At 67.5% G+C, this 24,099-nt stretch carries 25 protein-coding genes; 11 read left to right on the forward strand and 14 right to left on the reverse strand.

Features of this window, described 5'->3' with window-relative positions; all coding sequences use genetic code 11:
* The first annotated feature begins 51 nt into the window (after positions 1–51).
* Positions 52–1,605 (forward strand): DUF6777 domain-containing protein, encoded by a 1,554-nt coding sequence (locus GYB83_RS04885; RefSeq protein WP_161894417.1) that lies wholly within the window; start codon positions 52–54, stop codon positions 1,603–1,605.
* Between the two features lie 61 nt (positions 1,606–1,666).
* Here the strand turns inward: GYB83_RS04885 and GYB83_RS04890 are convergent, their stop codons facing one another.
* Positions 1,667–2,119, reverse strand: coding sequence for a TY-Chap domain-containing protein (locus tag GYB83_RS04890; protein ID WP_161894418.1), 453 nt, complete (start codon positions 2,117–2,119; stop codon positions 1,667–1,669).
* 191 nt (positions 2,120–2,310) lie between these two features.
* Here GYB83_RS04890 and GYB83_RS04895 point away from each other — a divergent pair, with 191 nt between their 5' ends.
* Together GYB83_RS04895 and GYB83_RS04900 are read left to right on the forward strand one after the other, a co-directional pair.
* Positions 2,311–3,663: a flavin monoamine oxidase family protein gene (locus GYB83_RS04895; RefSeq protein ID WP_161894419.1), complete on the forward strand. Its 1,353-nt coding sequence runs from the start codon at positions 2,311–2,313 to the stop codon at positions 3,661–3,663.
* Positions 3,664–3,825: 162 nt separating this feature from the next.
* Complete coding sequence (locus GYB83_RS04900) at positions 3,826–5,337, forward strand: HNH endonuclease signature motif containing protein (protein WP_161894420.1); 1,512 nt, start codon at positions 3,826–3,828, stop codon at positions 5,335–5,337.
* A gap of 124 nt (positions 5,338–5,461) precedes the next feature.
* Here the strand turns inward: GYB83_RS04900 and GYB83_RS04905 are convergent, their stop codons facing one another.
* Positions 5,462–6,694: a PucR family transcriptional regulator gene (locus GYB83_RS04905; RefSeq protein ID WP_161894421.1), complete on the reverse strand. Its 1,233-nt coding sequence runs from the start codon at positions 6,692–6,694 to the stop codon at positions 5,462–5,464.
* A 154-nt stretch (positions 6,695–6,848) separates the two neighbouring features.
* Between GYB83_RS04905 and GYB83_RS04910 the strand changes: the two genes are divergently transcribed.
* From GYB83_RS04910 to gdhA, 5 genes are all read left to right on the forward strand, one after another.
* Positions 6,849–8,321: a peptide MFS transporter gene (locus tag GYB83_RS04910; RefSeq protein WP_161894422.1), complete on the forward strand. Its 1,473-nt coding sequence runs from the start codon at positions 6,849–6,851 to the stop codon at positions 8,319–8,321.
* A gap of 132 nt (positions 8,322–8,453) precedes the next feature.
* A complete protein-coding gene (locus GYB83_RS04915; protein WP_161894423.1) occupies positions 8,454–9,257 on the forward strand; it encodes an acetoacetate decarboxylase family protein in 804 nt (267 codons plus the stop codon).
* Positions 9,254–9,994, forward strand: a complete 741-nt coding sequence (locus tag GYB83_RS04920; protein ID WP_161894424.1) for an SDR family NAD(P)-dependent oxidoreductase — start codon at positions 9,254–9,256, stop codon at positions 9,992–9,994. Before GYB83_RS04915 ends, GYB83_RS04920 begins: the two co-directional genes overlap by 4 nt.
* 54 nt (positions 9,995–10,048) lie before the next feature.
* Positions 10,049–10,402 carry a cupin domain-containing protein gene (locus tag GYB83_RS04925; protein WP_161894425.1) on the forward strand — a complete coding sequence of 118 codons (354 nt, stop codon included), beginning with the start codon at positions 10,049–10,051 and terminating at the stop codon, positions 10,400–10,402.
* Between the two features lie 277 nt (positions 10,403–10,679).
* Positions 10,680–12,023 (forward strand): NADP-specific glutamate dehydrogenase, encoded by a 1,344-nt coding sequence (gene gdhA, locus GYB83_RS04930; protein WP_161894426.1) that lies wholly within the window; start codon positions 10,680–10,682, stop codon positions 12,021–12,023.
* Positions 12,024–12,086: 63 nt separating this feature from the next.
* Here gdhA and GYB83_RS04935 read toward each other — a convergent pair whose 3' ends face one another.
* The 7 genes from GYB83_RS04935 to GYB83_RS04965 all read right to left on the reverse strand — a co-directional run bounded on the left by GYB83_RS04935 (position 12,087) and on the right by GYB83_RS04965 (position 17,543).
* The gene (locus GYB83_RS04935; RefSeq protein WP_161894427.1) at positions 12,087–12,737 is read right to left on the reverse strand and encodes an ABC transporter ATP-binding protein; all 651 of its coding nucleotides are present in this window, start codon (positions 12,735–12,737) and stop codon (positions 12,087–12,089) included.
* Positions 12,734–13,819, reverse strand: coding sequence for an ABC transporter permease (locus GYB83_RS04940; RefSeq protein ID WP_161894428.1), 1,086 nt, complete (start codon positions 13,817–13,819; stop codon positions 12,734–12,736). The genes GYB83_RS04935 and GYB83_RS04940 overlap by 4 nt, the downstream gene beginning before the upstream one ends.
* A 72-nt stretch (positions 13,820–13,891) precedes the next feature.
* A complete protein-coding gene (locus GYB83_RS04945; protein ID WP_161894429.1) occupies positions 13,892–14,470 on the reverse strand; it encodes a TetR/AcrR family transcriptional regulator in 579 nt (192 codons plus the stop codon).
* 65 nt (positions 14,471–14,535) lie between these two features.
* On the reverse strand, positions 14,536–15,189 hold the full coding sequence (locus GYB83_RS04950; protein ID WP_161894430.1) for a hypothetical protein: 654 nt from the start codon (positions 15,187–15,189) through the stop codon (positions 14,536–14,538).
* Positions 15,186–15,950, reverse strand: a complete 765-nt coding sequence (locus tag GYB83_RS04955) for a hypothetical protein (RefSeq protein WP_161894431.1) — start codon at positions 15,948–15,950, stop codon at positions 15,186–15,188. Before GYB83_RS04955 ends, GYB83_RS04950 begins: the two co-directional genes overlap by 4 nt.
* 100 nt (positions 15,951–16,050) lie before the next feature.
* Complete coding sequence (locus GYB83_RS04960) at positions 16,051–16,716, reverse strand: hypothetical protein (protein WP_161894432.1); 666 nt, start codon at positions 16,714–16,716, stop codon at positions 16,051–16,053.
* A 17-nt stretch (positions 16,717–16,733) separates the two neighbouring features.
* Positions 16,734–17,543, reverse strand: a complete 810-nt coding sequence (locus GYB83_RS04965) for an acyl-CoA thioesterase (RefSeq protein WP_161894433.1) — start codon at positions 17,541–17,543, stop codon at positions 16,734–16,736.
* A 47-nt stretch (positions 17,544–17,590) separates the two neighbouring features.
* Between GYB83_RS04965 and GYB83_RS04970 the strand changes: the two genes are divergently transcribed.
* The gene (locus GYB83_RS04970) at positions 17,591–18,160 is read left to right on the forward strand and encodes a TetR/AcrR family transcriptional regulator (RefSeq protein WP_161894434.1); all 570 of its coding nucleotides are present in this window, start codon (positions 17,591–17,593) and stop codon (positions 18,158–18,160) included.
* Positions 18,161–18,227: 67 nt separating this feature from the next.
* Here the strand turns inward: GYB83_RS04970 and GYB83_RS04975 are convergent, their stop codons facing one another.
* Positions 18,228–19,757, reverse strand: coding sequence for an MFS transporter (locus GYB83_RS04975; RefSeq protein WP_161894435.1), 1,530 nt, complete (start codon positions 19,755–19,757; stop codon positions 18,228–18,230).
* On the reverse strand, positions 19,754–20,308 hold the full coding sequence (locus GYB83_RS04980; RefSeq protein WP_228461170.1) for a TetR/AcrR family transcriptional regulator: 555 nt from the start codon (positions 20,306–20,308) through the stop codon (positions 19,754–19,756). Before GYB83_RS04980 ends, GYB83_RS04975 begins: the two co-directional genes overlap by 4 nt.
* A gap of 110 nt (positions 20,309–20,418) precedes the next feature.
* On the opposite strand from GYB83_RS04980, the gene GYB83_RS04985 reads away from it, so the two are divergent.
* Positions 20,419–21,261, forward strand: a complete 843-nt coding sequence (locus GYB83_RS04985; protein ID WP_161894436.1) for an LLM class flavin-dependent oxidoreductase — start codon at positions 20,419–20,421, stop codon at positions 21,259–21,261.
* A gap of 133 nt (positions 21,262–21,394) precedes the next feature.
* Here GYB83_RS04985 and GYB83_RS04990 read toward each other — a convergent pair whose 3' ends face one another.
* Both GYB83_RS04990 and GYB83_RS04995 read right to left on the reverse strand, forming a co-directional pair.
* A complete protein-coding gene (locus GYB83_RS04990) occupies positions 21,395–21,664 on the reverse strand; it encodes a DoxX-related protein (RefSeq protein WP_161894437.1) in 270 nt (89 codons plus the stop codon).
* A 117-nt stretch (positions 21,665–21,781) separates the two neighbouring features.
* Positions 21,782–22,177, reverse strand: a complete 396-nt coding sequence (locus GYB83_RS04995) for a hypothetical protein (protein ID WP_161894438.1) — start codon at positions 22,175–22,177, stop codon at positions 21,782–21,784.
* A 135-nt stretch (positions 22,178–22,312) separates the two neighbouring features.
* Here GYB83_RS04995 and GYB83_RS05000 point away from each other — a divergent pair, with 135 nt between their 5' ends.
* Complete coding sequence (locus GYB83_RS05000; RefSeq protein WP_161894439.1) at positions 22,313–23,485, forward strand: GGDEF domain-containing protein; 1,173 nt, start codon at positions 22,313–22,315, stop codon at positions 23,483–23,485.
* A 43-nt stretch (positions 23,486–23,528) separates the two neighbouring features.
* Here GYB83_RS05000 and GYB83_RS05005 read toward each other — a convergent pair whose 3' ends face one another.
* On the reverse strand, positions 23,529–24,056 hold the full coding sequence (locus GYB83_RS05005; protein ID WP_161894440.1) for a TetR/AcrR family transcriptional regulator: 528 nt from the start codon (positions 24,054–24,056) through the stop codon (positions 23,529–23,531).
* Between the last annotated feature and the right edge of the window lie 43 nt (positions 24,057–24,099).

The following is a 24,099-nucleotide window of genomic DNA, read 5'->3' on the forward strand; positions in this document are numbered from 1 at the left end:
TCAGGCCGTCCGAGCGGGCCCGCCGACATCGAGACGAGACCAGGGAGCATCATGACGTACCCCCCGAGCTATCCATTCCCGCAGCAACCCGGTTTCAACGGCGCCGCGGCCGCGGCCTACGACGCCCAGCGGCGCAGTCGGCGTCGAATGACGGTGATCCTGTCGGCGATCGTCGCGATCCTGTCGGTGGTTCTGGCGATCGGCGCGATCAAGGTGTACCAGGATAAGACGGGCAACATCATCATTCCGGCGTTGAGCCTGCGGAACGCGGACGACCCCGGTCCCGACCCGTTCACCCCGTCGGTCTCCCTGGCCCGCAACACGACGCCGATGCAGAACCATGCGCGCGGCGTCGGCTACCAGGGCGTGCGGGCCGTCAACGGCACCGATCCCGGCCTGTACGGCACGACGGGGACGTCGTCGTGCGACACGGCCGCGCTCGGCAACTACCTCAACTCGAATCCCGGAGCCGCGGCCGCATGGGCGAGCGTGTTCGGCATCCGCACCTCGGACATCCCGTGGTACCTGAACACCCTCACGCCGGTGGTCCTGACCGCCGACACGTGGGTCACCAACCACGCGTACCGCGGCGGCGTCGCCGAGCCGTTCCAGTCGGTCCTGCAGGCCGGCACTCCCGTCTACGTCGACTCGCTCGGCGTCCCGCGCGCCGTCTGCTCGTGCGGCAACCCGCTCCGTCCGCCGTCGTCCGCCCCCATCGGCGGTTTCCGCGTGAAGGGCGACCCGTGGCGCGGCTTCGAACCCAAGAACACGTACAAGATCACCTACAACACGCAGAACACGACCGTCGTCAACAACACGACGACCGTCGTGAACGCACCGGCGGGCACCCCGGCTCCGCTGTCGCAGATCACCCTGCAGAACATCGTCAGCCAGGTCCTGGAGACGGTCACCGTGGGCAAGACGCTCGACCTGCCCGATCCGCCCGCCGACGTGCAACTGCCCGACCCCGCGTCGTTGAACGTTGCCCCGACGTTCGCGAAGGGCGCCGCGGCCGACAACGGCCTGCAGGAGAACAGCGACAAGCCCGCCGACAACGTCGTCGAGCAGGCGTCGGAGAACAAGGACGCACCGGTGATGGAGGCCGAGTCGTCGGAGACCGACGCGCCGAGCGCCACGGACACCGTGGCGCCGGGCGAGACGTCGCCGACCGACCCCGCCGTGAGCCCCGGCACCACGGTGCCCGGCGTCCCGTCCGACACCGCCACATCCACACCGGAGACGTCGTCGACCACCACGACAACGCCGACCTCGTTCAGTTCGTCCGGTGACGCCATCGGTTCGTTGACGTTCTCCTCGGGAGGCGCCAGCGTGACGTGCACCCTCCCGTCGAGCTTCGACTCGTCGACCGTCACCGCCACGTGCAGCGACTCGGTGAGCCGCGAGTTCAACGCGTCCGACCTCGAGCAGTCCGGCGTCTCGTCCGCACTGTCGTCGTCGAGCGATCAGGTCTGGCGGATCACCGCCGTCGGTTCGTCCGAGAGCCTCGCCGTCTCCAGCGCCTCGTGGCAGACGCTCACCCCGGAGACCACCAGCTCCGAGGAGACGACGACCAGTTCCGAAGAGACGACCGAGCCCGGGGAGTAGTCTTCGCCGAACCGCCGAGGGGCGCGTCCAGTTCACGCTGGACGCGCCCCTCGGTGGTTGATCAGGTGAACTCGCGCCACATGTCGTTCTCGTCGCCGAGGAGATAGGCGGGATCGGGGACGCCCCACACCTCGCGGAGCGCGTATTCGACGGCGAGAGCCGCCTCGTCGACGTGGCGTCGCTCGAATTCGAGGATCAGCGTGTCCTCGGCGGGCACCCAGCCCCGGTCGCGGAGCATCGTGACGCGCCCGGACCGTTCGCGCTCGTCCGCCGACAACTGGGCGATCTCGATCATCAAGGCCAGCCCGTCGTCGCCGATGTACGCCGCGTCGAGCTGTGCCGTCAGGCCCGTCCAGCTGGTGACGGCGTCGTACACCGAGAACGGGTAGCCCTGCGTCAGATCGGACAGATAGTCGGCGAGTCGAATTCGGAAGTCGCGCCACCTGGCGTCGAGCTCGGCGTCGAACGCGGACTCGTCGAATCCGTTGATGTCCTCGGTGATCGGGTCGGTCACAACACACCTCCGAAAGCAGGCGAGAGCTGGCGTGGGTCCCACGGTAACGCGGTATCCGCGATCGATGGAGGATTACGTGGCGGCACGCCGCATGGGCGGTTCCCCCACAGTTCCATTTTCGGTCTGCTTCTCCGAGGAATAGGCCGAATGAGGACAGATCAACGGCTCGCCATCTCCGTACCGTTCACTCCATGACCAGCACACGAACAGCCACGTACAGCACAACCGTCGCGATCGTCGGCGCCGGGATCTCCGGATCCGCGGCCGCTCATCGACTGATGAACCACGGCATCTCCGACATCGTCGTCCTGGAGGCGTCGGACAGTCCCGGCGGACGCACCGGGTTCATGTCTGTCGCCGGAGCCGTCCTCGATGCAGGCGCACAGTTCATCCGTCCCGAACAGGAGTCGTTGAGTGCACTTCTCGGCGAGCTCGGCCTCTCCGTGGTCGCGTTGGACGCGCCCGGCGAACCGGTCTGCCGGGTCGCACCGCCCGTCGATCATCCCCAACTGAAGGCCTTCGTCGACCGACTGTCGGACACCGTCCGCTTGATGGACACGGACACGCCATGGACTCACCCCGACGCCGAGTGGCTCGACTCCATGTCCGTCCTCGAGTGGGCCGAGGACGGCGGAGTCGACGACCCTGCCGTTCTGGGCTATCTGAACACCCGCACGGAGAGCATGCTCTCAGCGCCGGGCGACGCGGTCTCGGCCCTGTGGTTCGTCTACTTCGTCGCAGCCTCCGGTGGATGGGAGGAGTTCAGCACCGGCACCCTGAGCTATCGGGTCGCGGGCGGGATCGGACAGATCGCCACCCTGGTCGGCGAACGGCTCGGCGACAGGCTCCGCACGAGGTGCCCCGTTGTCCGGGTCGATCACCGCGATGAGTCGGTGTTGCTCACCAACGCCGACGACTCGACGGTCGAGGCCGAGCACGTCGTGTTCGCCTGCTCTCCGAGCGAGCTGACGCGCATCGAGTTCGAGCCGCGGCTGCCGACCTCGCGACGACTCCTCAATGAAGGCTGGACCATGGCAGGCGGAATGAAGTTCGCGCTCGCCTATCGGACTCCGTTCTGGCGCGACCTCGGGTTCAACGGTCAGATCATCCCCGATGCGGACACTCCCCTGTCCAGCGTCTGGGACAACACGCCCGACGGAAACGGTCCCGGCATACTCATGGGACTCACGAGCCGACGCCGATTCGACGAACGGCTTCCCGCAGACCCTGCCGAACGCATCGCGGCGATCGAGTCCTACATCGCGGAGGCGTTCGGTGAATCGACACCGAAGTCGATCGACTACGTGGAGAAGCTGTGGGGAGACGAGGAGTGGGTCTCCGGGTGCATGTCGACGAATCCGCCGGGCTCGGTGCTCGCCCACTGGTCATCGATCCAGGAATCCGTCGACCGCCTGCATTTCGCCGGAACAGAGACGGCCGACCGCTTCAACGGATACGTGGAGGGCGCGATTCGGGCAGGAAATCGCGTAGCCGACCATCTCGTCGCAGAACTCGAAGAGCGCGCGAACGCGCAGTCTGCCTAAGGCGCGTCTCCCGACTCGCCAATCCCGAGCGAAGCGAGTCGGGAGACACGCGAGAACCCACTCGCGATCGAACTCATAGACTATTTTCTTGTGATTTTACACACATTGAACTAGAATGGAGACAACGAAAGAACCAGGCACCCGGCGAAGGAGGTGGACACCATGACGAACATCGAACTCCCCGACAACCCTCTGGACCTCGTGCGGTTGCAGGACGAGGTCGCGCAGAAGCTCGCCACGGTGTCCCTGGCCGGGCTGTCCGACCGGGAACTGCTCGTGGCCTCCGAGGTCAATGAACGGTCCAACCGTCGGGGCGTCGGGGTCGATGCCCGCCTGTTCGCCGAGGTCTCCCAGCGGGGTGCGTACCGCCTGGCAGGGTCGCAGATGCCCGGCAAGTACTTGGAAGGCCAGTTGCGGTTGTCGGCACGGGCCCGCAAACAGCGCACCGATGCCGCGTTGAGCCTGAGCTCGCTGGTCGCCTTCTCCGGCGAACCGCTCGAACCGAGCCTCCCGGCCACCGCGGACGCCGTCGCCGACGGCGACCTCTCCCTCGACCATGTCGCGGAGATCGTCGACGTTATCGACGCAATCCCGTCAGCAATCCCCGCCGAGGTGAAGGCCCGCGCCGAAGCCGAACTCGCCGGCGTAGCGCGGACGTTGACTCCCGAGCAGACCCGCACCGCGGGCAAGCGGATTCTGGCCCACCTCGATCCCGACGGCGAATTGACCGACGACACCGACCGCGCCCGCACCCGCGGCGTTACCCTGGCTCCGCAGGACCGGCGGCTCATGTCGGCGATCAGCGCGAAACTGACCCCGGCGGCCCGTGCCAAGCTTGAGGCACTGCTGATCCTGTGGGCGGCACCGGGGATGAACAATCCCGACGACGAGCAGTCCCCGTCCGGATCATCGGCCAATGTCGACCCCGACGCCCTGTCTGCGGCCGCCGAGCGGGACACTCGTTCGCAGTCGCAACGCAACCACGATGCGCTGGAGGCCATGTGGACGTTCCTGATCGCCAACGGCGGCCTCGGCGAGGGCACCTCGCTGTCGTCGCAGCTGGTGGTGACCGCGTCGCTGGATGATCTCGAATCGCGTACCGGGGTGGCGACCACCGCGACCGGGACTCGTCTGCCGGTCAAGGATCTGGTGGAGATCGCCGGCGACGCGACGCCGTGGTTGGAAGTGTTCGCGAACGCCTCCGCACAGATCCTGTACCTCGGGCGCGGTAAGCGCCTCGCGTCCCGGGCGCAGCGTCTGGCCCTCTTCGGCCGCCATCACGGCTGCACGGCACCGGGCTGCACCGTCCCGTGGTCCAAGACCCAAGCTCACCACATGCCCGACTGGCAAGACGGCGGCCCGACCGATATCGACCACCTCGGTGGGGCGTGCGGCTCACACAACCGCAGCGTGGATACCAAGCCAGGAGGGTGGGAGACCACCATCCTCCAGTCCGGTCCCTTCAGAGGCCGGGTCGGGTGGCGGCCCACCGGCTCGAATGAGCCGTGGAAGGTCAACCACGCGTTGCAGCCGGAGAAGATCCTCCCCACGTTCGGGGATCGGGTCACCGAGTCCGGATCGGCCGTCGAAAAGTGGCTGTCTTGCCGGATTCCGGCCCCGCCACCGGGACCGTCCGTCCCGCCGGGGACGGATGTGGTGCGGTACCCCGCCTGACACGGGTCAGGCGGGGACACCGTCATGCACTGACCTCTGTCCGCTGCACTGTCCGGCGACTCGACCCCGCGGTGATCTCGTGGCCGCTTTCAGGCGCACCTCACGACAACCGGAAACCGGTCATCTAGTCCGACTCCTGAGGAACGGGCAAGACGCCCTCGTCGTTCCGAGCATCGCGCCAGGACTGCGCACGCAGAATCCGGAGCGCAACGCCGAGTTCGACGGATCGACCCGAGATCGGCGTCCCCAACGCCGTCTCGATCGCCGCGAGGCGATGCCGGACAGTCCGTTCGCTCACCCCGAGGACCTTCGCCGCCGTACTGCTGCTGCACGCGGAATCCACGTACGCGGCGAGGGTGCCTCGATGTCGCTCCGCGCGAGCGGTGTCCTCGGCCAGCGGCCCCAACTCCGAGACCGCCACGCGGGTCGCGGCGGCCAGATCCCAGGACAGCAGGCCCTCCACGACGACCTCGCGAGACTCGGTCACCTGCCGTGGGCGTCCGTCGAGCTTCCGCAGCGCGAGACCGTATGTCGACATCGCCTCGTGGAACGTACCCACGAACCCTTTGACTCCGAAGTGGGCCGAGCCGGCCGCGACGCGAACATCTGAGTCGATCCGGAGACTCTTCACCAGATCGACCACGACGAGATCGGGGGTCGTCGACCCGATGACGATCCACAATGAGCCGTCCTCCGCCTCCGCGTACATGACCGCTTGAGCTCCGACTCCTCCCCGCACGGTCTGACGGTCGACGGCCGCCCCCGGCTTCCAGACGACGAGCATTCGGTGCCAGCAGTCCAGCGGGTACCCGAGTTCCCGCTCCCCGACCGACCTGCCTGCGACGAGATCGCGAATCAACTCGGCACGACGACGCGAAGCGGACCGCGCGACCTTCGCCTTCTCCAGCGAATACTCACTGCGTGCGCGCTGTATGACCAGCCCGAACCAGGTGAACAGCTCCCTGGTGAAGGCGCCGACGACCGCGAGTTGAGTGACCCGCCCCAGCCCGAGTCGCGACACCTCTGCCATCAACCATTCCCACGCACCGGCCATGCATGCGCGGTAGCAGTCTTCGAACACTCCCCACGACGTCCCCGATCGGACCGCGATCGCCGCTTCCTCCGCGATCCGAGATCCGAGATCCTGCGGCACACGATCGGGTCTCACGACGTCCGCGATCGCCGCAGCGAGTGGCTCGAGCGCGTCGTGTCCCACGGACGTGACCGCCGGGTCCTCCGCGAAGTACTGCGGAACGTCGACGGTGACCCGCCGATGCATCGCCTCGCGCACTCCACTGCGATCACGCTCGATCCGCTGCGCAAGGGCGCCGAGTGCGTTCTTCACATCGTCGTCCACCCGCGCAACCTATCGCGAAGACGTCCAACTTCGGTCAGGATTTCCGGAAGTTCGCCGATATCAGCCATATCGATATGGTTCGCACTCATCAGAATTGAGACTCACACCACTAGCAACAGCAACGGTGATGTAACCGACACGAGTACGGAGACCCATGAACACCCAAGCAGCCGCCCGAGTCTCGCGGCCCCCGACGAATGAACACTCTCGACCGCACGGTCTGCGCGACCTGTCCCTCACCGAGATGGGCGAGCGGTTCAGCTTCTACGGGATGCAGTCGATTCTCGCCTACTACCTGATCTATTCGGTCAAGGACGGCGGCCTCGAAGTCGCCGACACGACCGCTGTCGGGATCGTCGGAGCCTTCGGCGCGTTCGTGTTCTTGACCCAGATCGTCGGAGCGTGGCTCGCCGATCGGCTGATGGCCCCACGGAACCTCATCGCCGTCGGCGGCGTCGTCATCGCGGTCGGGTACCTCACCCTGGCCCTGACCCACGGGATGGTCCCGCTGATCATCGGTCTGGTGGTCATCGCCTTCGGGACCGGCGCACTCAAGACGTCCGTCACCAGCGCCATCGGTCATCTCTATCGGGACCGCCCGGCAGAGGATCGCGACGCCGGATTCGCCTACTTCTACACCGCGGTGGTCTCCGGACTCGTCGCAGGAATGCTGATCGTCGGCTTCACACAGAGCCGATGGGGGTTCCAGGTCGGGTTCCTCCTCGCCGGCGCCGGAATGATCGCATCGCTCGTCAACTACCTGCGGGTCATGCGCAGCCTCCCCGCGGAGACCGCCGTCGTCAACAATCCGCTCACCGCGCGAGAAGTCCGACGCTCCGCGATCGTCGCGCTCGGGTTCTGCGCGATCCTCGCCGCGGTGATCGCGTCCGGACTCATCAGCGTCGACAACATCAATCTCGTCGCCGGTATCGCCATCGTCGTCGTCTTCACCGCATACATCGTTCGAATCGTCGGAGCCGATACGACAACCCCCGTCGAACGACGGCGAGTTCTCGGCTACGTGCCCATGTGGATCGCCGCGGCCGTCACCTTCGGACTGACCGGTCAGATCTTCACATCGATTCCCCTGTTCATCAACGACCGGGTGAACACGGTCATCGGCGGGTGGACGATCCCCGAGGTGTGGATCTCCGCCATCGGCCCCATCTCACTCGTCCTCATCTCGGCGATGATGGCGAGGACGCTCCGCACGTCCCAGTTCGGCAAGTCGCCAGCGACCACCAAGTACGCGATCGGCATCGGCATCGCGGCAGTCGCGTTCCTGCTGCTCGTGCTCACCGACCTCTGGCCCGAAGGACGAGTGGTGTCCCCGTTCTTCATGGCCTTCTGCATGATCGTCAGCGGTCTGCCCGAGGCGTTCGTCGGGCCGATCGGCCTCTCCCTCGCGACGCGGGTCGCACCGGCCCGCTTCTACTCGCAGATGGTCGCACTGCAGATCCTCAGCCTCGGCGCGGGATCGGTCCTGGCCGGCCAGTTCGGAGTTCTGTACACGATGTTCGAGCCTGCCCAGTTCTTCGGACTCACCGCAGGCTTCGGCTTCGTCGCCGTCGCCGTTCTTCGCATGTTCTCCCGACGTATCGAAGCGAACCTCACCGCCTCCGCATAGCCGGATCATCCTGTTCGAATCCAGACGGATTCTCATCGTGAATTGCCGATATCGGAGAGATGTCGGCACCGCAGGCGCACCAGACTAGGTGTCGCCCTCCAGAAGACCACCCTTAGACAAGGAGACAAAGCAGTGGGCTACGTCATGTCCGAAGCGAGCATCGCTCAATTCCAGGAGACTTTCCGAAAAGCGCATTTCACACTCGAAGGAATATCCATCGAGTTCGAGACCACCACCGAGTTCGCCAGGTCGGTCCTTCCACCCGACCTCGAACCTCTCGGAGCGACGGGGATCGCATCCGTCGGACAGTGGCAGTGCGGCATCTCAGGTGAGTTCGAGTCGGCCGCGGTTGCACTCAACGTCACATGGGGCGAGTACACCGGTACCTACTACCTGACCCTGTTCCTGTCCGGCGACATGCCGGTGACCATCGGCCGCGAGCTGTGGGGCGAGCCCAAGAAGACCGGCGAGTGCCGCCTCTACCGCGACGGCGACGACATGTACGGATTCGGGTCACGCAACGGAGTCCGCGGGATCCAGATCGAAGCCGCATTCGGCCCCGACCTCGGACCCCTCGAACTCCAGTCCAACTCGATCGAGGTCGGGGGCACGATGACCCACGACGCGCACTTCGCCTCGGACCCGTGGATCTCCGTCGACCGCATCGAGCGCCGGTTCGACGGCTACCGCGAGGGAACCGGAACCCTGACCTTGACCGGAACCGCATGGGATCCCCTGGACGAGATCCCGATCGTCTCCACCGGAACCGCGCGCCATTTCACCGGAGCGTCGACGCTCGAGACCATAGTCAGGCAGAGCGTTCCGGGAGGTCGCGACGCCTACCTGCCGTATGTGCTCGGACGTGCCTACGACGACGTCTTCCTCGCCCGTTCACCCCGACGTCACCGATCCCTCCAGACGGCGGGCAGCCGATGAACGTCCTGGTGATCGGCGGCAGTCGGGGCCTCGGACGTGCGGTGGCCGCGGGCCTGGCCGTCGACGGCGGAATCGTCTTCATCAACAATCGGGCCCTCGACCGAGAGACCCGCGAAACCGTGCTCATGGTCGAAGCCGCGGGCGCACGCGCAGTGCCCGTTCCGGGCGACGTGTCGACGCCGGACGGCGCACGCACGGTGCTGGACGCGGTCAAGGAGCACACCGACCGGATCGACGTGCTGGTCCACAGTGCGGTCGCTGGAGTTCCGACCCGCGCGCTCAACGCCGACGCCGATGACCTCCGTCATGTCACCGAGGTCAACGCCCTCTCGGTTCTCTACGTCGTGCAACAGGCGCTGCCCCTGCTCGGCGCGGGCAGCTCCGTGGTGTACCTGTCCAGCCGGGGAGCGCGGATCGCGCTGCCCCACTACGTGACCGTCGGCGCGTCGAAGGCGATGGGCGAAGCGCTCATCCGCTATCTCTCGGTGGAACTCGCGGAGATCGGCGCCCGCGCGAACGTCGTCGCCCCCACGGCACTGGACACTCCCGGCTTCCGGGAGATCTTCGGCGACGACGCCGACCGGCGACTCGCCATCGCCGGACAGCGAAGCCCCTCGGGCCGCGCGGTCGACTGCGACGACGTCGTCGACGTGGTCAAGTACCTCGCGTCGCCGGGAGCATCCATGGTCCAAGGCCAGACGATCGTCCTCGACGGAGGCAGTCTCCTCGTCGGGTGACCGGCGCGGCAGACGAATCCCATGACTACAAAACCGAAACGAAAGGCTCTCCACATGACCGAACCCGTCAGCGTCAGACGAATCGAATGGAACGACCTGTCCCCTGTCAGCCCGCAGGACGGAGGGTGGACGACTGTCGACGGCGACGCCACCGCGCATTCGCGCGTCTTCGTCGAGAACGCCGCGATGCGCTCGGGGATCATGACCTACGGACCGTGCACCGCGCGCGAGGTGATCCAGAACCACTCCTCGATTCACATCCTCGACGGAGAACTCACCGTCACCGACGAGCACGGAGAACACCGTCTCGGGCCCGGCGACATCGCCTTCTTCGCTCCCGGGCAGGACGTGACGATCACCTCGAGGACTCGTGTCCGCGAGGTCTACACCACGTGCGGACCGTTCTGATCCTCCGAACGTGCGGCCCCGGTCCAACGACCGGGGCCGCACCCAGTGCACCGTTTCAACCGGATGACGCAGCCGTGACGAAGACGTGTCTCATCGCACAAAAACCAGCCCGAGGTTTCACACGATCGTTACATGCCGATACAGTGACGCGCGGAATAGCCCGGTAGGCGAAGTACGCGTTCAACGGCGCACGCGTGCGACATACGGCCACCGTTGCCGAGCGGCCTTCGCCCTGTGCCGTGGGTCGCTCACGTTCGAGTAGAGAGTGATGCACCCTATGAGTGATTGGGCCCCCCAACTCCACGATGTCTTCGACGTCGTCAACCGCCGTAACCCCGGCGAGCCCGAGTTCCAGCAGGCGGTCCGCGAGGTCTTCGACTCGCTGAGCCCCGTCATCGCGAAGCACCCCGAGTACGTCGACGTCCTGACCCGCATGTGCGAGCCGGAGCGTCAGATCATCTTCCGCGTGCCGTGGACCGACGCCAACGGCGACGTCCAGATCAACCGCGGATTCCGTGTCGAGTTCAACTCGGCCCTCGGCCCGTACAAGGGCGGACTGCGCTTCCACCCGTCGGTGAACCTGTCGATCGTCAAGTTCCTCGGCTTCGAGCAGATCTTCAAGAACTCCCTCACCGGCCTGCCCATCGGCGGCGGCAAGGGCGGCTCGGACTTCGACCCCAAGGGCCTGTCCGACCTGGAGATCATGCGTTTCTGCCAGTCGTTCATGACTGAGCTCTACCGCCACATCGGCGAGTACACCGACGTCCCCGCGGGCGACATCGGCGTCGGCGGCCGGGAGATCGGCTACCTGTTCGGCCAGTACAAGCGCATCACCAACCGCTACGAGTCCGGTGTCCTCACCGGCAAGGGCGTGTCGTGGGGCGGCTCGCTGGTCCGCCCGGAGGCCACCGGCTACGGCGCCGTGTTCTTCGTCGACGAGATGCTGAAGGCCAAGGGCGACTCGTTCGAGGGCAAGAAGGTCCTGGTGTCCGGTTCGGGCAACGTCGCGACTTACGCGATCGAGAAGATCCACCAGCTCGGCGGCACCGTGATCGCCTGCTCCGACTCGTCCGGCTACGTCGTCGACGAGAAGGGCATCGACCTCGAGATCCTCAAGGAGGTCAAGGAGGTCCGTCGTGCACGCCTGAGCGAGTACGTGGCGCTGCGCGGCAACGGCACCAAGGTCGGCACCGAGGGTTCGCTGTGGCAGGTCCCCGCCGACATCGCGCTGCCCTGTGCGACGCAGAACGAGCTCGACGAAGACGACGCGAAGGCGCTCGTCGCGAACGGCTGCAAGATCGTCGGCGAGGGCGCCAACATGCCCACCACTCCGGCCGCCATCAAGGTGCTCCAGGCCGCCGGTGTCGGCTACGCGCCGGGCAAGGCCGCCAACGCGGGCGGTGTCGCGACCTCGGCGCTGGAGATGCAGCAGAACGCCTCGCGCGACTCGTGGAGCTTCGAGCACGCCGAAGGCCGCCTGAACGCGATCATGCGCGACATCCACAACAACTGCCTGAAGACCGCCGACGAGTACGGCGACCCGGGCAACTACGTGACCGGCGCGAACATCGCGGGCTTCGTGAAGGTCGCCGACGCCATGACGGCGCTCGGCGTCATCTGAGTCGAGCCGCTGTCGTCGGCCGCCGCCACCCACACCGGATGGCGGCGGCCGACGGCGTTCTGGTCAGCCCAGCGCGATCGTCCGATCCGAGGCGTCCACGACCTCCGGATCGTGGGTGGCGACGACGGTGATGCACCCGGACTCCACGGTCACCCGATGCAGCAGTTCGGTGATCCGCCCCGCCTGACTGCGGTCCACCGCGGCTGTCGGCTCGTCGACGAGCAGCAGCCGCGGACGGTGTACGAGGGCACGGGCGATCGCCACCCGCTGCCGCTGGCCGCCGGACAGCTGGTCGGGGCGACGAGTCGAGTGATCGGACAGCTCCACGGCATCGAGGAGTTCGCGCGCGCGGACACCGGCGTCGCGCGGACGCTCGCCCGCTATCGACGCCATCGCCAGCACCTGGTCGACCACCCGCAGTCCCGGGAACAGATTGCCCGACTGGAAGACGTAGCCGATCATCGTGCGCCGGGTCCGGCTCCGTTCCCGGTCGGACTGAGCGGTCACATCGACCCCGTCGAGCAGCATGGACCCGCCGGACGGGCGACGCAGCGCGCCGCACACGCCGAGCAGCGTCGACTTGCCCGAACCGGACGGCCCGACGATGGTCGTCAGGCGGCCGGGCTCGAACGTCTCGGTGAAGCCGTCGAGGACCGTGAGCTCCTCCCCGCCGGTCGTGTAGTCGACACGGACATCGGTCAAGTTCAGGCTCATCGAGATGCTCCCAGCATGGTCAGCGGATCGGCCGACGCGACCCAGCGCAGGGTCACGGCCGAACCGACGAGGGACGCGCCGATCACGGCGAGTGCGGTGGTCGCGAGGGACCCGAGCGGGAGGTCGAACGGCACGGCGTCCCCGAACAGGAAGCCGAGCCCGTAGGCGACCGCCGAGCCGGCGACGGTCGAGGCGGTGACGATGATCGCGGCCTGAGCCAACGTCGAGCCGACCAGCGACCATCGCGAGACGCCGAGTGCCCGTTGCAACGCGTACAACCCCTGACGCTGCAGCACCCACACCGCGAAGAACGCCGCGACGATCAGCGGGGCGATCACGTAGAGGAACGCGAGGATCGAGTTCATCGTGAGCCGCTCGCCGGAGTATCCGGGCGCCGCTTCGAGCATCACGTCGGTGCTCGACACCGTCGTGCCGCCGATCTGGGACGGCGCATCGCCGCTCAGGACCAGCACGGCCGCCGCTGTCCCCCGCTGGCGGTCGGTGAGTTCGGAAGATCCGTAGCGGATGGTCCGCCAGGTGTCGAGCGAGGTGTACACGGCCGGAACGTGTCCGAACGACCGGTCGTCGACGACGCCGACCACGCGGAGTCGGACGTCGGAGTCGTCGACGGTCACCACGTCGCCGAGCGACAGACCGTCGTCGAGCAGCGCGTCGGAGATCACGACCTCGCCGGGAGCGGTCGTCAACGCGGAGCCCTCCCGCGCACCCGGATTCACGGCGCTGTGCGGGTCGATGCCGAACACGGCCATGTCGACGACGGTTCCGGCCGCGTTGCTGCCGTGCACCATGCTGACGCCGAGCGGTGTCGCTTCGACGTCGGGCCGCCCGGCCCAGGCTCGAACGTCGGCCTCACTGACCACGCTCCGATTGAAGTCGGTCGCGCCGTCGGCGAAGGCGATCCCCGTGGCGTTCAACGCACGCAGCGCCGACACCGTGTCGTTCCCGAGGCCGAGCGTGAAGCCCGACACCATTCCGACGAGCGCCGCGACCAGCGCGATCACCAGCCCCATCATCGCGAAGCGGCCCCATGCCGCTCGCAGTTCTCGTAGTGCGATGAACACTCGAACCTCCTTAGAGACACCCTGTCGCTAAGGGAACGTACAGCAGTGCGACACCGTGTCGCAAAAGTGCTGTCAGTCCTCGCCGAGGAGTGCCGCCGCCGACGCGCAGGCGAAGGCGATCACTCGATCGGCAGGCTCCCCCGGGGCCACCCGCCTCATCATGGTGTCGACCAGCGCCTGCACCGCGTCTTCGAGGAGATCCGGGTCCGCGGGGTCGAGGTCGACGACGGCCGTGTGCAGCACCGCCGAGATCTGCTCGTGCAGTGCGGCGATGCGCTCGCGCGCCGAGTCCGACAACGCATGCCCGGCCAACGACTGCTGCAGGGCGTGCTCGCCCTCGGCCGCCTGGGTCAGATTGCTGCGGACGTAGGCGATCACCGCGTCCCGCGGACCCTCCGCCGCAGCGACATCGTCGGCCACCCGGGCCGCCCACTCGGCGAAGCCACGGGCCAGGACGAGGTCGACCAGATCGTCGATCGACGACACGTACCGGTAGATGCTGTTCCGGGCGATCCCCGCCTCCGCCGCCACCGCGGACGCCGTCAACTTGCGGCCAGCGTCGCCGAGCAGGATGCGCTGCGCGCCGTCCATCAACGACGACAGCACCGCCTCCCGATGCTCGACGACGGTCTCCGCGCTGATCTTCGGCATCGACGTCCACTCCCTCTCTGCGTGAGCGTAGAAGTCTACGCACCGCGCGAACAGGACGCTTCCGGTCAGCCTGCGGCCTTCTCGACGGCGCGCGTGAACGCCTCGTCGAACGCGGCACGGTCGACGTCGGCGCCCGCGGCCACGTACTGGACGCGGACGAGACGGCCGTCGACGTCGGCGGCTCCGCCGATCTCGTGATTGGTGACGGACTTGCCGTTCGCCTTCGTGGTCCGGACCTGCCCGAACACGAACACCGGCTTCCCGGCCAGGGCGGCGGGCGCGTCGAGCGGTTCGCTGACGACGATCTCCGTCGTCGGGCCGTTGACTGTCGTCACCTTGGCGCAGTCGCCGGTGATCGCCTGCCGGAACGATTCGGTGTCGCGCGGGGACGTGACCACGAACTCCGAGATCCTGTCGCCCGCACCGTTCTTGGCCGCGGACAGCCCGAAGTCGTCGGCCGCCGTGTCCGGAGCGAAGACCGAGCCCTTGTCGCACTGCGCGGGCGTGGTCTTCGAGTTCGCCTCCCCCTTCGCGACCTCGGTGAGAACCTGCTGCTTCGACACCTCTTTGAGGTCGTAGCCCTTCGGGTAGTCGCCCGCCGCGAGGACGAGATCCTGAGGCGCGGTGACGGCCGGAGCCTCGTCACCGCACGCCGCGACGGCCCCGACGGCGGTCAGTGCGAGGAGTCCGCCGATCAGGCGAGTGCGTACGGTGCTCATGCCTGCGACTCCACCTTCGCGACGGCCTTGGTGAACAGGTCGTCGAACGCGGCGCGGTCGGGCTTGGACCCCGGGGTCAGGCTGGTCGCCTGGACGCTCACCAGGTAGCCGTTCACCTCGGCGTATCCCATCACCGCGCTCGTCTTGACGGTGGTCCCCGCCGCCTTCGCCTCCGTGTCGACCTCGAGCACGAGGGACTCGTCGGCGTCGACCTTCGGTCCGTCGACGATGCTCTGGTGGACCGTCGAGGTGACGCTCTGACCGCTCATCGTCACGGTCATCTTGAGGTCGGAGCACGCTCCAGACGCCTGCTTGCGGTAGTCGCTGATGGACGTCGGGCTCACCGCGACCGACTCGGAGAGCGCCGCCGACGTCCCCTTCGTCGCCATGACCAGACCCAGCTTGTCGACGTCGACCGACTCCGGGATCGCCGACAGCTGCAAGCACTTGGACGGCACGATCTTCGCCGACTTCGTGGTCGCGAGGAGCTGATCGATCGTCGCCTGCATCTGGCTCGTCGGCACCTTCAACGCCTTGTAGCCCGCCGGGAAGTCTGATGTGTCCAGCACGAGGCCCTGCACCTTCGACGGGTCAGCGGGCGATGCCGTGCTGCTCGCCGATGCGGCGGTGCTCGCCGACGTGGATGCGTCGGCGGCGTCCGACGTGGTCGGCGACCCGTCCGAACTGCACCCTGCGACGAGTCCGACGACGGCGACGCCGCCGAGGACTGCTCCGATCGACTTCTTGAACGTGATTCCCACCGATGTGCTCCTGATCGCGCGACGGGCCGATTGTGCCCGATATGACACTACTGGGAGCAGCCGTCCACGGCCCGCGCGCCGTCGGAACTGTGCCGCGGCCTCAGGCTTTCGCGGTCTTGGACACGGCGGCCTTGACGGTCTGGTCGAAGCTCGCGCGGTCGGGCTCCGAGCCGTCGGCGGTGGCCGCCTGCACGACGACGAGATAGCCGTTCACCTGGAACCGTCCGATGAGCATCGACCGGTCGACGTCGTCGGTGCGCGTCACCTGACGGAAGGTGACGCCGTCGAACCCGCCGATCGACGTCGACTGCACGTCGGCGCTGGTGATGACCGCGGTCGTGCCCTTCGCGGGCCCCGCCGTCAGGCGGACCGTGACGGTGGAGCACTCTCCCGACACCGCGGCCGCCAATCCGACACCGGACTCGTCGGAGACCGCCACCGACTGGCTCAGCGTCGACGAGCCGTTCACCGCGACAGCGCTGCCCGTGTCCGCCGCCGACGGCACGTCGGCCGACGACTTGCACGACTCCGGGGTGACCTCGGCGTCGCGGCGACTGTCGGCGAGCTGATCGGAGATGGCCGTGTTCTCGTCCTTGCCGAGGTCGACCGTCTCGTATCCCGCCGGGAACTCGCTCGAGGTGAGAACCGAGTCGAGTGCGTGTTGCACCGCGGGGTCGACGGCCTCCGACTTCCCGCACGAGGCGACCGCCCCGACGAGTGCGGCACCGACCAGGACCGAGCCCGCGGCCCGCGACTTCAGCGACATGTGTCCAATCTACTGGCTCACGCCTGAACGTCCTTGAAGTAGACGAGCTGATGGGTGGTCGCCAGGAGCGTGTCGCCGTCGCCCCAGATCTGGCCGTACTGGTCGAAATGGCCGTGACCGAAGCGCGCCGCCTTCGCCGTCGCGAGCACCGGCCGGGAGCCCTGGGCCGCGAGCTCGTCGGCCGTCGCATGGAAGTAGGTGGTGAGCGAGATGGTTCCGGCGGGTGCGTACGCGCCCTTGCGCAGGAAGACGCGGGGAAAGAAGGCGTCGGTGATGCTGGTGAGGGCGGGGAAGTCGAGCGGCCGTTCGGGGAGGTCGCGGATCCACATGGTGGTCGTCGAGTCGTCGCTCGAACCGTCGAGGAAGCCGCCGACCACGAACCGCTTGTCGTAGTTGGCCGCCCACGCGATGAAGTCGGGGAAGTCGACGGCGTCGACCGCGTCGGGGGCGGGGACCTCCGGCGGTGTCGGCTCGGTGTCGGCCCAGGTGTCGCGGCGGACGCCGAACACCGCGGTACCGGTCGCGACGGTGTGATCACCCTGGTCGATGGTGAACGTCCAGTGCTGGTTCGTCCGGTTGGTGCGCACCGGCACCAGCGCGAGGTCCCACTCTCCCTCCGCGATCGGCGCGACGTAGTTGACGGTGAGGGCCAGCGGATCTCCGAGGACGTCGGGGTGCGTCGCGAGCGCGTTGACGACGGTGGCGGCGGTGATGCCGCCGAACGGCCCGACCATGTTGTTGTAGGCCGGGTGCGTGGTGGCGCGGACGGTGTGGACGTCGGCGTCGAGCCGGGTGACGGCGATCGCTTCGTCGAAGACGTGGGTCATGACCCGAACCATACAGAACGATCGGTCTACTGCGGTAGCCTGCAGTGGTGACCACCACATCCGTCCGCGACCGCCTGCTGTCGTCGGCGACGCTGCTGCTCCGCAGTCGCGGGGCCGACGGCTTCGGCGTCGCCGAGCTCCTCGCGAGCAGCGGCGTCGCCCGACGGTCCATGTACCAGCACTTCCCCGACGGAAAGGCCGAAGTGCTGCGCGTTGCCACCGCGGAGGCGGGCAAGGGCGTCGGCGCGCTGCTGAAGGCGATGCTCGATGAGATGCCCGCACTCGACGCGCTCGACGTCTGGGTACAGCAATGGATCGATCTGTACGTCGAGACCGACTACGCGATCGGATGCCCGCTGGCCGCCGCGTCGCTCAGCGCCCCGGAGTACCCGGCGGCCGCGGCCGAGGCGGCCGTCGCGTTCCGCCGGTTCGAGTCGCTGATCGCCGATGCGCTCGTCCGCGACGGCCTGGACGCCGCCGAAGCGACGACCGCCGCGGCGGTCCTCGTCTTCGGGCTGGAGGGCGCGATCGTGACCGCCAGAGCACGCCGCGACATCGCCCCGTTCCGCGCGCTCGCCGACCACGCGCGCTCGGTGTGGGGACCACGACTCGCGTAGGGCACCGCTCGCGGGCGACGAGCCCCGTGGCGGGCCCGCTGCCGCTGAGCGGTACCGGTTACGCGAGTCAGTGCCCGACCGCGGCGTCCAGGGTGGTCCCGCGCGGAACGACGAACCAGACGACGGCCGCGACGGCCAGCATGATCACGCCGCCGACGAGGCTGGTGATCTGCATCGAGCCGGTGAACGCGTCGCCCGCGGCGCGCGCCATCTCGGGCAGGTGTGCCGCGTCGGCGATGTCGACGGCCGCGCCGATCGACTCGCGGGCAGGCCCGGCGAGCTTCGCGGGCACGTCGTCGAGATGACCGGACGCGTCGAGTTCGGCGCGGTACATCACCGACGCGAGACTGCCGAGGATCGCGACGCCGAGCACGCTGCCCACCTCGTACGAGGTCTCCTCCATCGCCGCAGCATTGCCCGCACGGTGTTCGGGGCTGCCCGACATGATCAGCACCGATCCGACAGCCAGCGACCCGATTCCGGCGCCGACCAGGCACAACGCGACGACGATCGCCGAGTACGAGAGCTCTCCGGGGATCAGGTAGACGACGATCATGCCGATGCCCGACAGTGCGATCGCTCCCGCGAGTACGGCGCGCGGACCGATCATGGTCGCGAGCTTCGGTGCGACGAGCGACGCCGCCGCTGCCGCGAGCGCCATCGGGACGAGCTTCACCCCGGTCGCGATCGGCGAACTGCCGTCGACGCTCTGCAGCCACTGGGCCAGGAGCAGCAGCGCGGCGGCCATCGCGAACATCGACCCGAGCGCGCCGGCGATGCCGCCGGTGAACGGCCGACTGCGGAACAGTCCGACGTCGAACATCGGGTCGTCCTGACGCAGACTGCGACGGACGAACAGGGTGAGCGCGACGACGGCGACGGCCAGCACGATCCACGCGGACGGCACCGCGAGGTCGGCCTCCTTGCCGAACTTCTTGATCGACCACATGAGGGCGACCATGCCGCTGAACGAGAGGCCGACGGTGGGCCAGTCCCAGGCTCCGGGCTTCTCCGAGACCGATTCGGGCAGTAGGAGCAGCCCGGCGACGATCGCCACGACCATCAACGGCACGTTGACGAGGAACGCCGAGTGCCATGACATGTGCACGAGGAGCAGCCCGCCGACGAGCGGTCCGACGGCCGCGCCCAGCCCGGCGATCGCCGACCACATGGCCAGCGCCATCGCGCGCTGCCTCGTATCACTGAAGATGGTCCTGATCAGGGACAACGTGGTCGGCATGATCATCGATCCACCGACGCCGAGCAGCGCACGGATGGCGATCACCGCGTTGGGCGAGTCGGCGACGAGGACCAGGAGCGATGCGACGGCGAAGATCGTGTACCCGGTCAGCAGCAGTCGCTTGCGGCCCCACCTGTCGGCCACGGCGCTCGACGCGACCAGAAGGCCCGCGAGGACGAGCGAGTAGACGTCGACCATCCACAGGAGTTGTTCGCCGGACGGCTGCAGTTCGCGGGACATGGTCGGCAGGGCGATGTTGAGGATCGTCATGTCCATGGTGATGACGAGCAGGCTCAACGACAGGACGAGGGTTGCCGCCCATGCGCGGCGGGTGGAGATCGACGAGGCGTCGGTCATGACTGGCTGCTTTCAAAGGTGATGAACGGGGTGAAGGCGCGGCGGAGCGCCTGTTTGTCGACGGGTTCACCGCGGATGGCGGCGTGGACGCAAGCGCCGTCGGCGATCAGCGCGACGGCGAGCGCGTTGTCGTGTCCGATGTGTTCGGCGAGGGCGCCGATGATGCCGTCGGTCCATGCCCTGGCGAGTTCACGGACCTGGGGATCGAACGTGGCGGTCGCGTTGAGGGCCGTGGCCGATGCGACGCTGCGCTGGTCGGACAGGTAGTCGTGCAGGGCGTCGACCAGGCGGTCCGGCGCGGCCACCGGGTCGGTGCGGAACTCGTCGGCGATCTGCGCGAGCGTCGTGTCGATGTCGGCGACGTGGTGGGCCAGCGCCGCCTGGCGGAGGTCGTCGATGGAGGTGAAGTAGGCCGTCGTCGACCCGAGGGGGACGTCGGCGCGGGCCGCGACGAGCCGATGGGTGAGCTTGCCGGGGCCCACTTCGGCGATCAGGTCGGCGGCAGCCCGGATGATCGCCTGCCGCCGGGCTTGCGGATCGTGCTTCGCCATTCTCCCGGCCTCTCTTTCTGTACGTTTGTACATGTACATGTGTACAGAAGTGGTGGCGAGTCGGCAACCGACGGGATGTGCGGGAGACGCACCCTGGCTACTGTCGAGACATGCGATACGGGATCTGCATCCTGCCCGACATGCCGTGGGCGACCGCGCGACCGCTGTGGCGGCGCGCCGAGGAGATGGGCTTTCACCACGCGTGGACCTACGACCACCTCGTCTGGGGCGGCCTGCCCGACGCGCGGTGGTTCTCGTGCCTCCCGACGCTGACGGCCGCTGCGGCCGTCACCGACCGGATCAAGCTCGGCACGTACGTCATGTCGCCGAACTTCCGTCACCCGGTGAGCACATCACGCGACGTCCAGACCCTCGTCGACATCTCCGACGGCCGCCTGCTGCTCGGCCTCGGCGCGGGCGGCACCCCCGACGACAGGCTCCTCGGCCAGCCGTCGCTGACGCCGAAACAGAAGGTCGACCGCCTGCAGGAGTTCACCCTGCTCCTCGACCGCACCCTCCGCGCCGACCACGTGGACGCCGACGGCGAGTACTTCACCGCCCGCGACATGCGGCTCGTCGGCGGCGACGTCCGGTCCCGCGTGCCGCTGCTGATGGCGGGCAACGGTCCGCGTTCGGTGCGGTTCGCCGGCCGCCACGGCGACGGGTGGATCACCACCGGGGCGTCGACCGACTCGCTCGACGACTGGTTCGCCGGCGTCGCCGCCAATCACGACCTGTTCCTCGACACCGCCGCAGGCAGGTCCGTCGACTCGTATCTGAGCCTCGACTTCGCCCCCGGCTCACCACTCGAATCCGTCGGGCGCTTCGACGACCTCGTCGGACGCGCCGCCGCCGTCGGCTTCACCGACGTCATCGTCCACTGGCCGCGCGCGGACGATCCGTACCGCGGCGACGTCGCCGTCCTCGAGGAGGTGGCGGCCAGGCTCGCCTGAATACCTGTCCGGCGCCCGTCGGGTGCGACAGACTGCGGGACATCGCCGCGCAATCGCGGCCAGTCGGCGGATTCCGAAGAGTCCGGCGAGGACGTTGACTTGACACCCTGGCGTGACCCACCGCGCGTCGAACTCAGCTCCCGAGCTGGTTCTTGACCACGTTGGTCGCGAGGTACGAGACATACAGGCCGAGTCCGACGAGGCCGGCCTTGCGCGTCCGGGGAACGGCGATCGCGACGCCGATCAGCGTCTCCGCACTGCCGTTGATCTTGATGGCGGTCTCCACGTCGTCCGGGAAGGCCGGAGCGGTGATGCCGTGGAACGCGCTCGGGACGATGAAGTGCGCGACTCCCGTAGCCGCCAGGCCTATCCCACCGATGGTTGCGATGCTGTTCGACGACACGACGATCTCTCTTTCGCTCAGTTGGCACCGTCGACGACGGTTTGTACCTGTCTACCGGAGTCCGTCCGACGATTCACGCGTCATCGCGCCGACGCGTTCTGAGATCCACGCCGACCGCTATGCCAAGGAGCACTTTCGGGAAGCGTCGCACAGCTCCGCGATCTCGGCCGCGCCGAAGTCCCACGGCATGGACATCTCCAGCGCGGAGACCACGTCCGCATGTGACGGAGGAGCGTCGGTCGAATCCTTCACGATGGCCTGGTGGTAGGCCTCGATCGCGGCGACGGCCGCCGACCGATCGGTTCGCCACAGCCACGCCAGAATCACGCCTGCCGGGTCGCCCGCGTTGAAGAAGCCCGCCCGTGCGAACTCGCCGAGCGGGTCGCCACCGGGCTGCAACGGCGATCTCGCCCTGAATCTCGATCGCCGAACGGACGCATCGGCCTCCCACGACCAGAAAGTCGTCAGCAACAGATCGAGGACGGCGTCGGGAACCGTGACATTCCGACTCATAGGGACCTCCTCGTGTATGGGAAGACATAGTTTCTCGCCACGCCGGACAGTACTGACTCGTCGCGACTCGACCATCACGAATTTGATGTCCCCGTGGCGAAAATGTTGTATCGGCTGCTATGGGATTCTTGGACGATGCTCGACTCCACAACATTGTGGGCCGCCATCGCCGCGGCGGCAGTGGTCATCGGCGCCGTACAGGTCATGCAGTACCTCTTACGACGCGACGAACCCTCGATGCTGTTCTGGGGCGGAGCAAAACTCGTCGGCGCGGTGGGCGCCGGACTCATGGCGGCGAGAGGAGCGATTCCCGATGTGGTGTCGGTGACCGTCGCCAATTCCCTCATCGCCCTTGCCGCCACCTACAATGCCGCCGGAACGATTCGTTTCAATGGCTGGCGAATTCCTCCGGCAGTGATCGCGCTCCCGCCGACGATCACTGCGGTCGCCTACCTCGCGACACCCGGAATCTACGGCGATATTGCCGCACAAACCTATGTCAACGGAGTCTGCGTTGTCGTCGTGCTGAGCGCCGCCGCGATTCATGCGCACCGCGTGAACCGGACCGATCCACTGGTGTGGCGGACCGGTCTGGCGATCGCCCTATGGCTCTGGGTCACGACGATGGTGTGCCGGATGACGGTCTCCGTGTGGGACCACGACGCCACCGACCCGCAGGGCAGCAGCACTTTGCAGTCGATCACCGCGGTGATGTTGATGATTCTCGTCGTCATGGTGGGGAGCATGGAGATGCTCGCCTCGCTCGAACGTTCCACCGGTCGCCTGGCCGATCTCGCACTGCACGACGCGCAGACTGGAACCCTGAATCGGGTGGGGATGGACGCTCGACTGAAGCCACTCATCGAGTTCGACACGACCGTGGCGATCATGTTGATGGACGTGGACGACTTCAAGTCGGTGAACGACGTCTTCGGGCATCCCGCCGGCGATGAAGTCCTCCGTTCCTTCGTGACGATCGTGCATCGTCTTCTACGTCCCGACGACATTCTCGCCAGGTATGGCGGCGACGAATTCTGCGCCGTCCTTCCGAATGTCACGATCGACGAGTTGTCCGCGCTCGCCTGCGATATCCGAGCCGATTTCGCGCGAGATTTCGACGGCGTGACGACAGCTATTCAATGCTCTGTCAGTGTCGGCGCCGTGGCGAATGTGCCGACCGGCACAGTCGCTTTCGACGACGCCTTCGCTGTTGCGGACGGCGCCCTATACGCGGCCAAGAAGTCCGGGCGGGAGGAGATTCGCGTGTTCACCGATTCATCTCGCCCATCCAAGCCTCCGCGAGAATGACCGCCCGCGGACATTCAGTGATTCGAGAAGGCTGACGGTCAGTTCATCGAACGCCCGCGTCCGTCGTGCGCTGCCGGTTGGACAGCCCGTCGACGAGCGCTCGGATCACCCGGTCGCCGCTCTCGGTCTTCGTCGACGACGTCAGGTCGCGGATCAGAGTGGACACCAGCCGCGCCGCGACCTCGTCGTTCGATCCGAGTGCAGGTCCGCACAGCTCCCGTTCGATACTGACCGCTCCGGCCGCGCCCAACGCTTCGACGGCCTGGCTCGCGAGACGCGGCAGATAGCGGTCGGCGGACGCCGCGTCGACGATCCGAACCACCCGCTCGCTCGCCGTTTCGCCGTCCCGAAGGATCGAGGCCGGCAGAACGCGCCACGCTTCCCGGTAGCACTCACGGAACAGACCGCGCTTGTCTCCGAAGTGGAAGTGGATTGCTCCGACACTGCAACCCGCGGCCGCCGCGGTTCGCGACAGTGACGTCCCGGCGAACCCGTCGGCCGAGAACAGGCGCGTGGCCTCGACCACCAGCCGGTCTCGGACGGTCGCACGCGGCCCTCGGGTGTCTGTCATGCACATGCCCCTTCCGACGATCGACGTCACCCGAACAGACGAA

Origin of the sequence: Gordonia spumicola, from assembly GCF_009932475.1 — a bacterium.
Classification (GTDB): domain Bacteria; phylum Actinomycetota; class Actinomycetes; order Mycobacteriales; family Mycobacteriaceae; genus Gordonia; species Gordonia spumicola.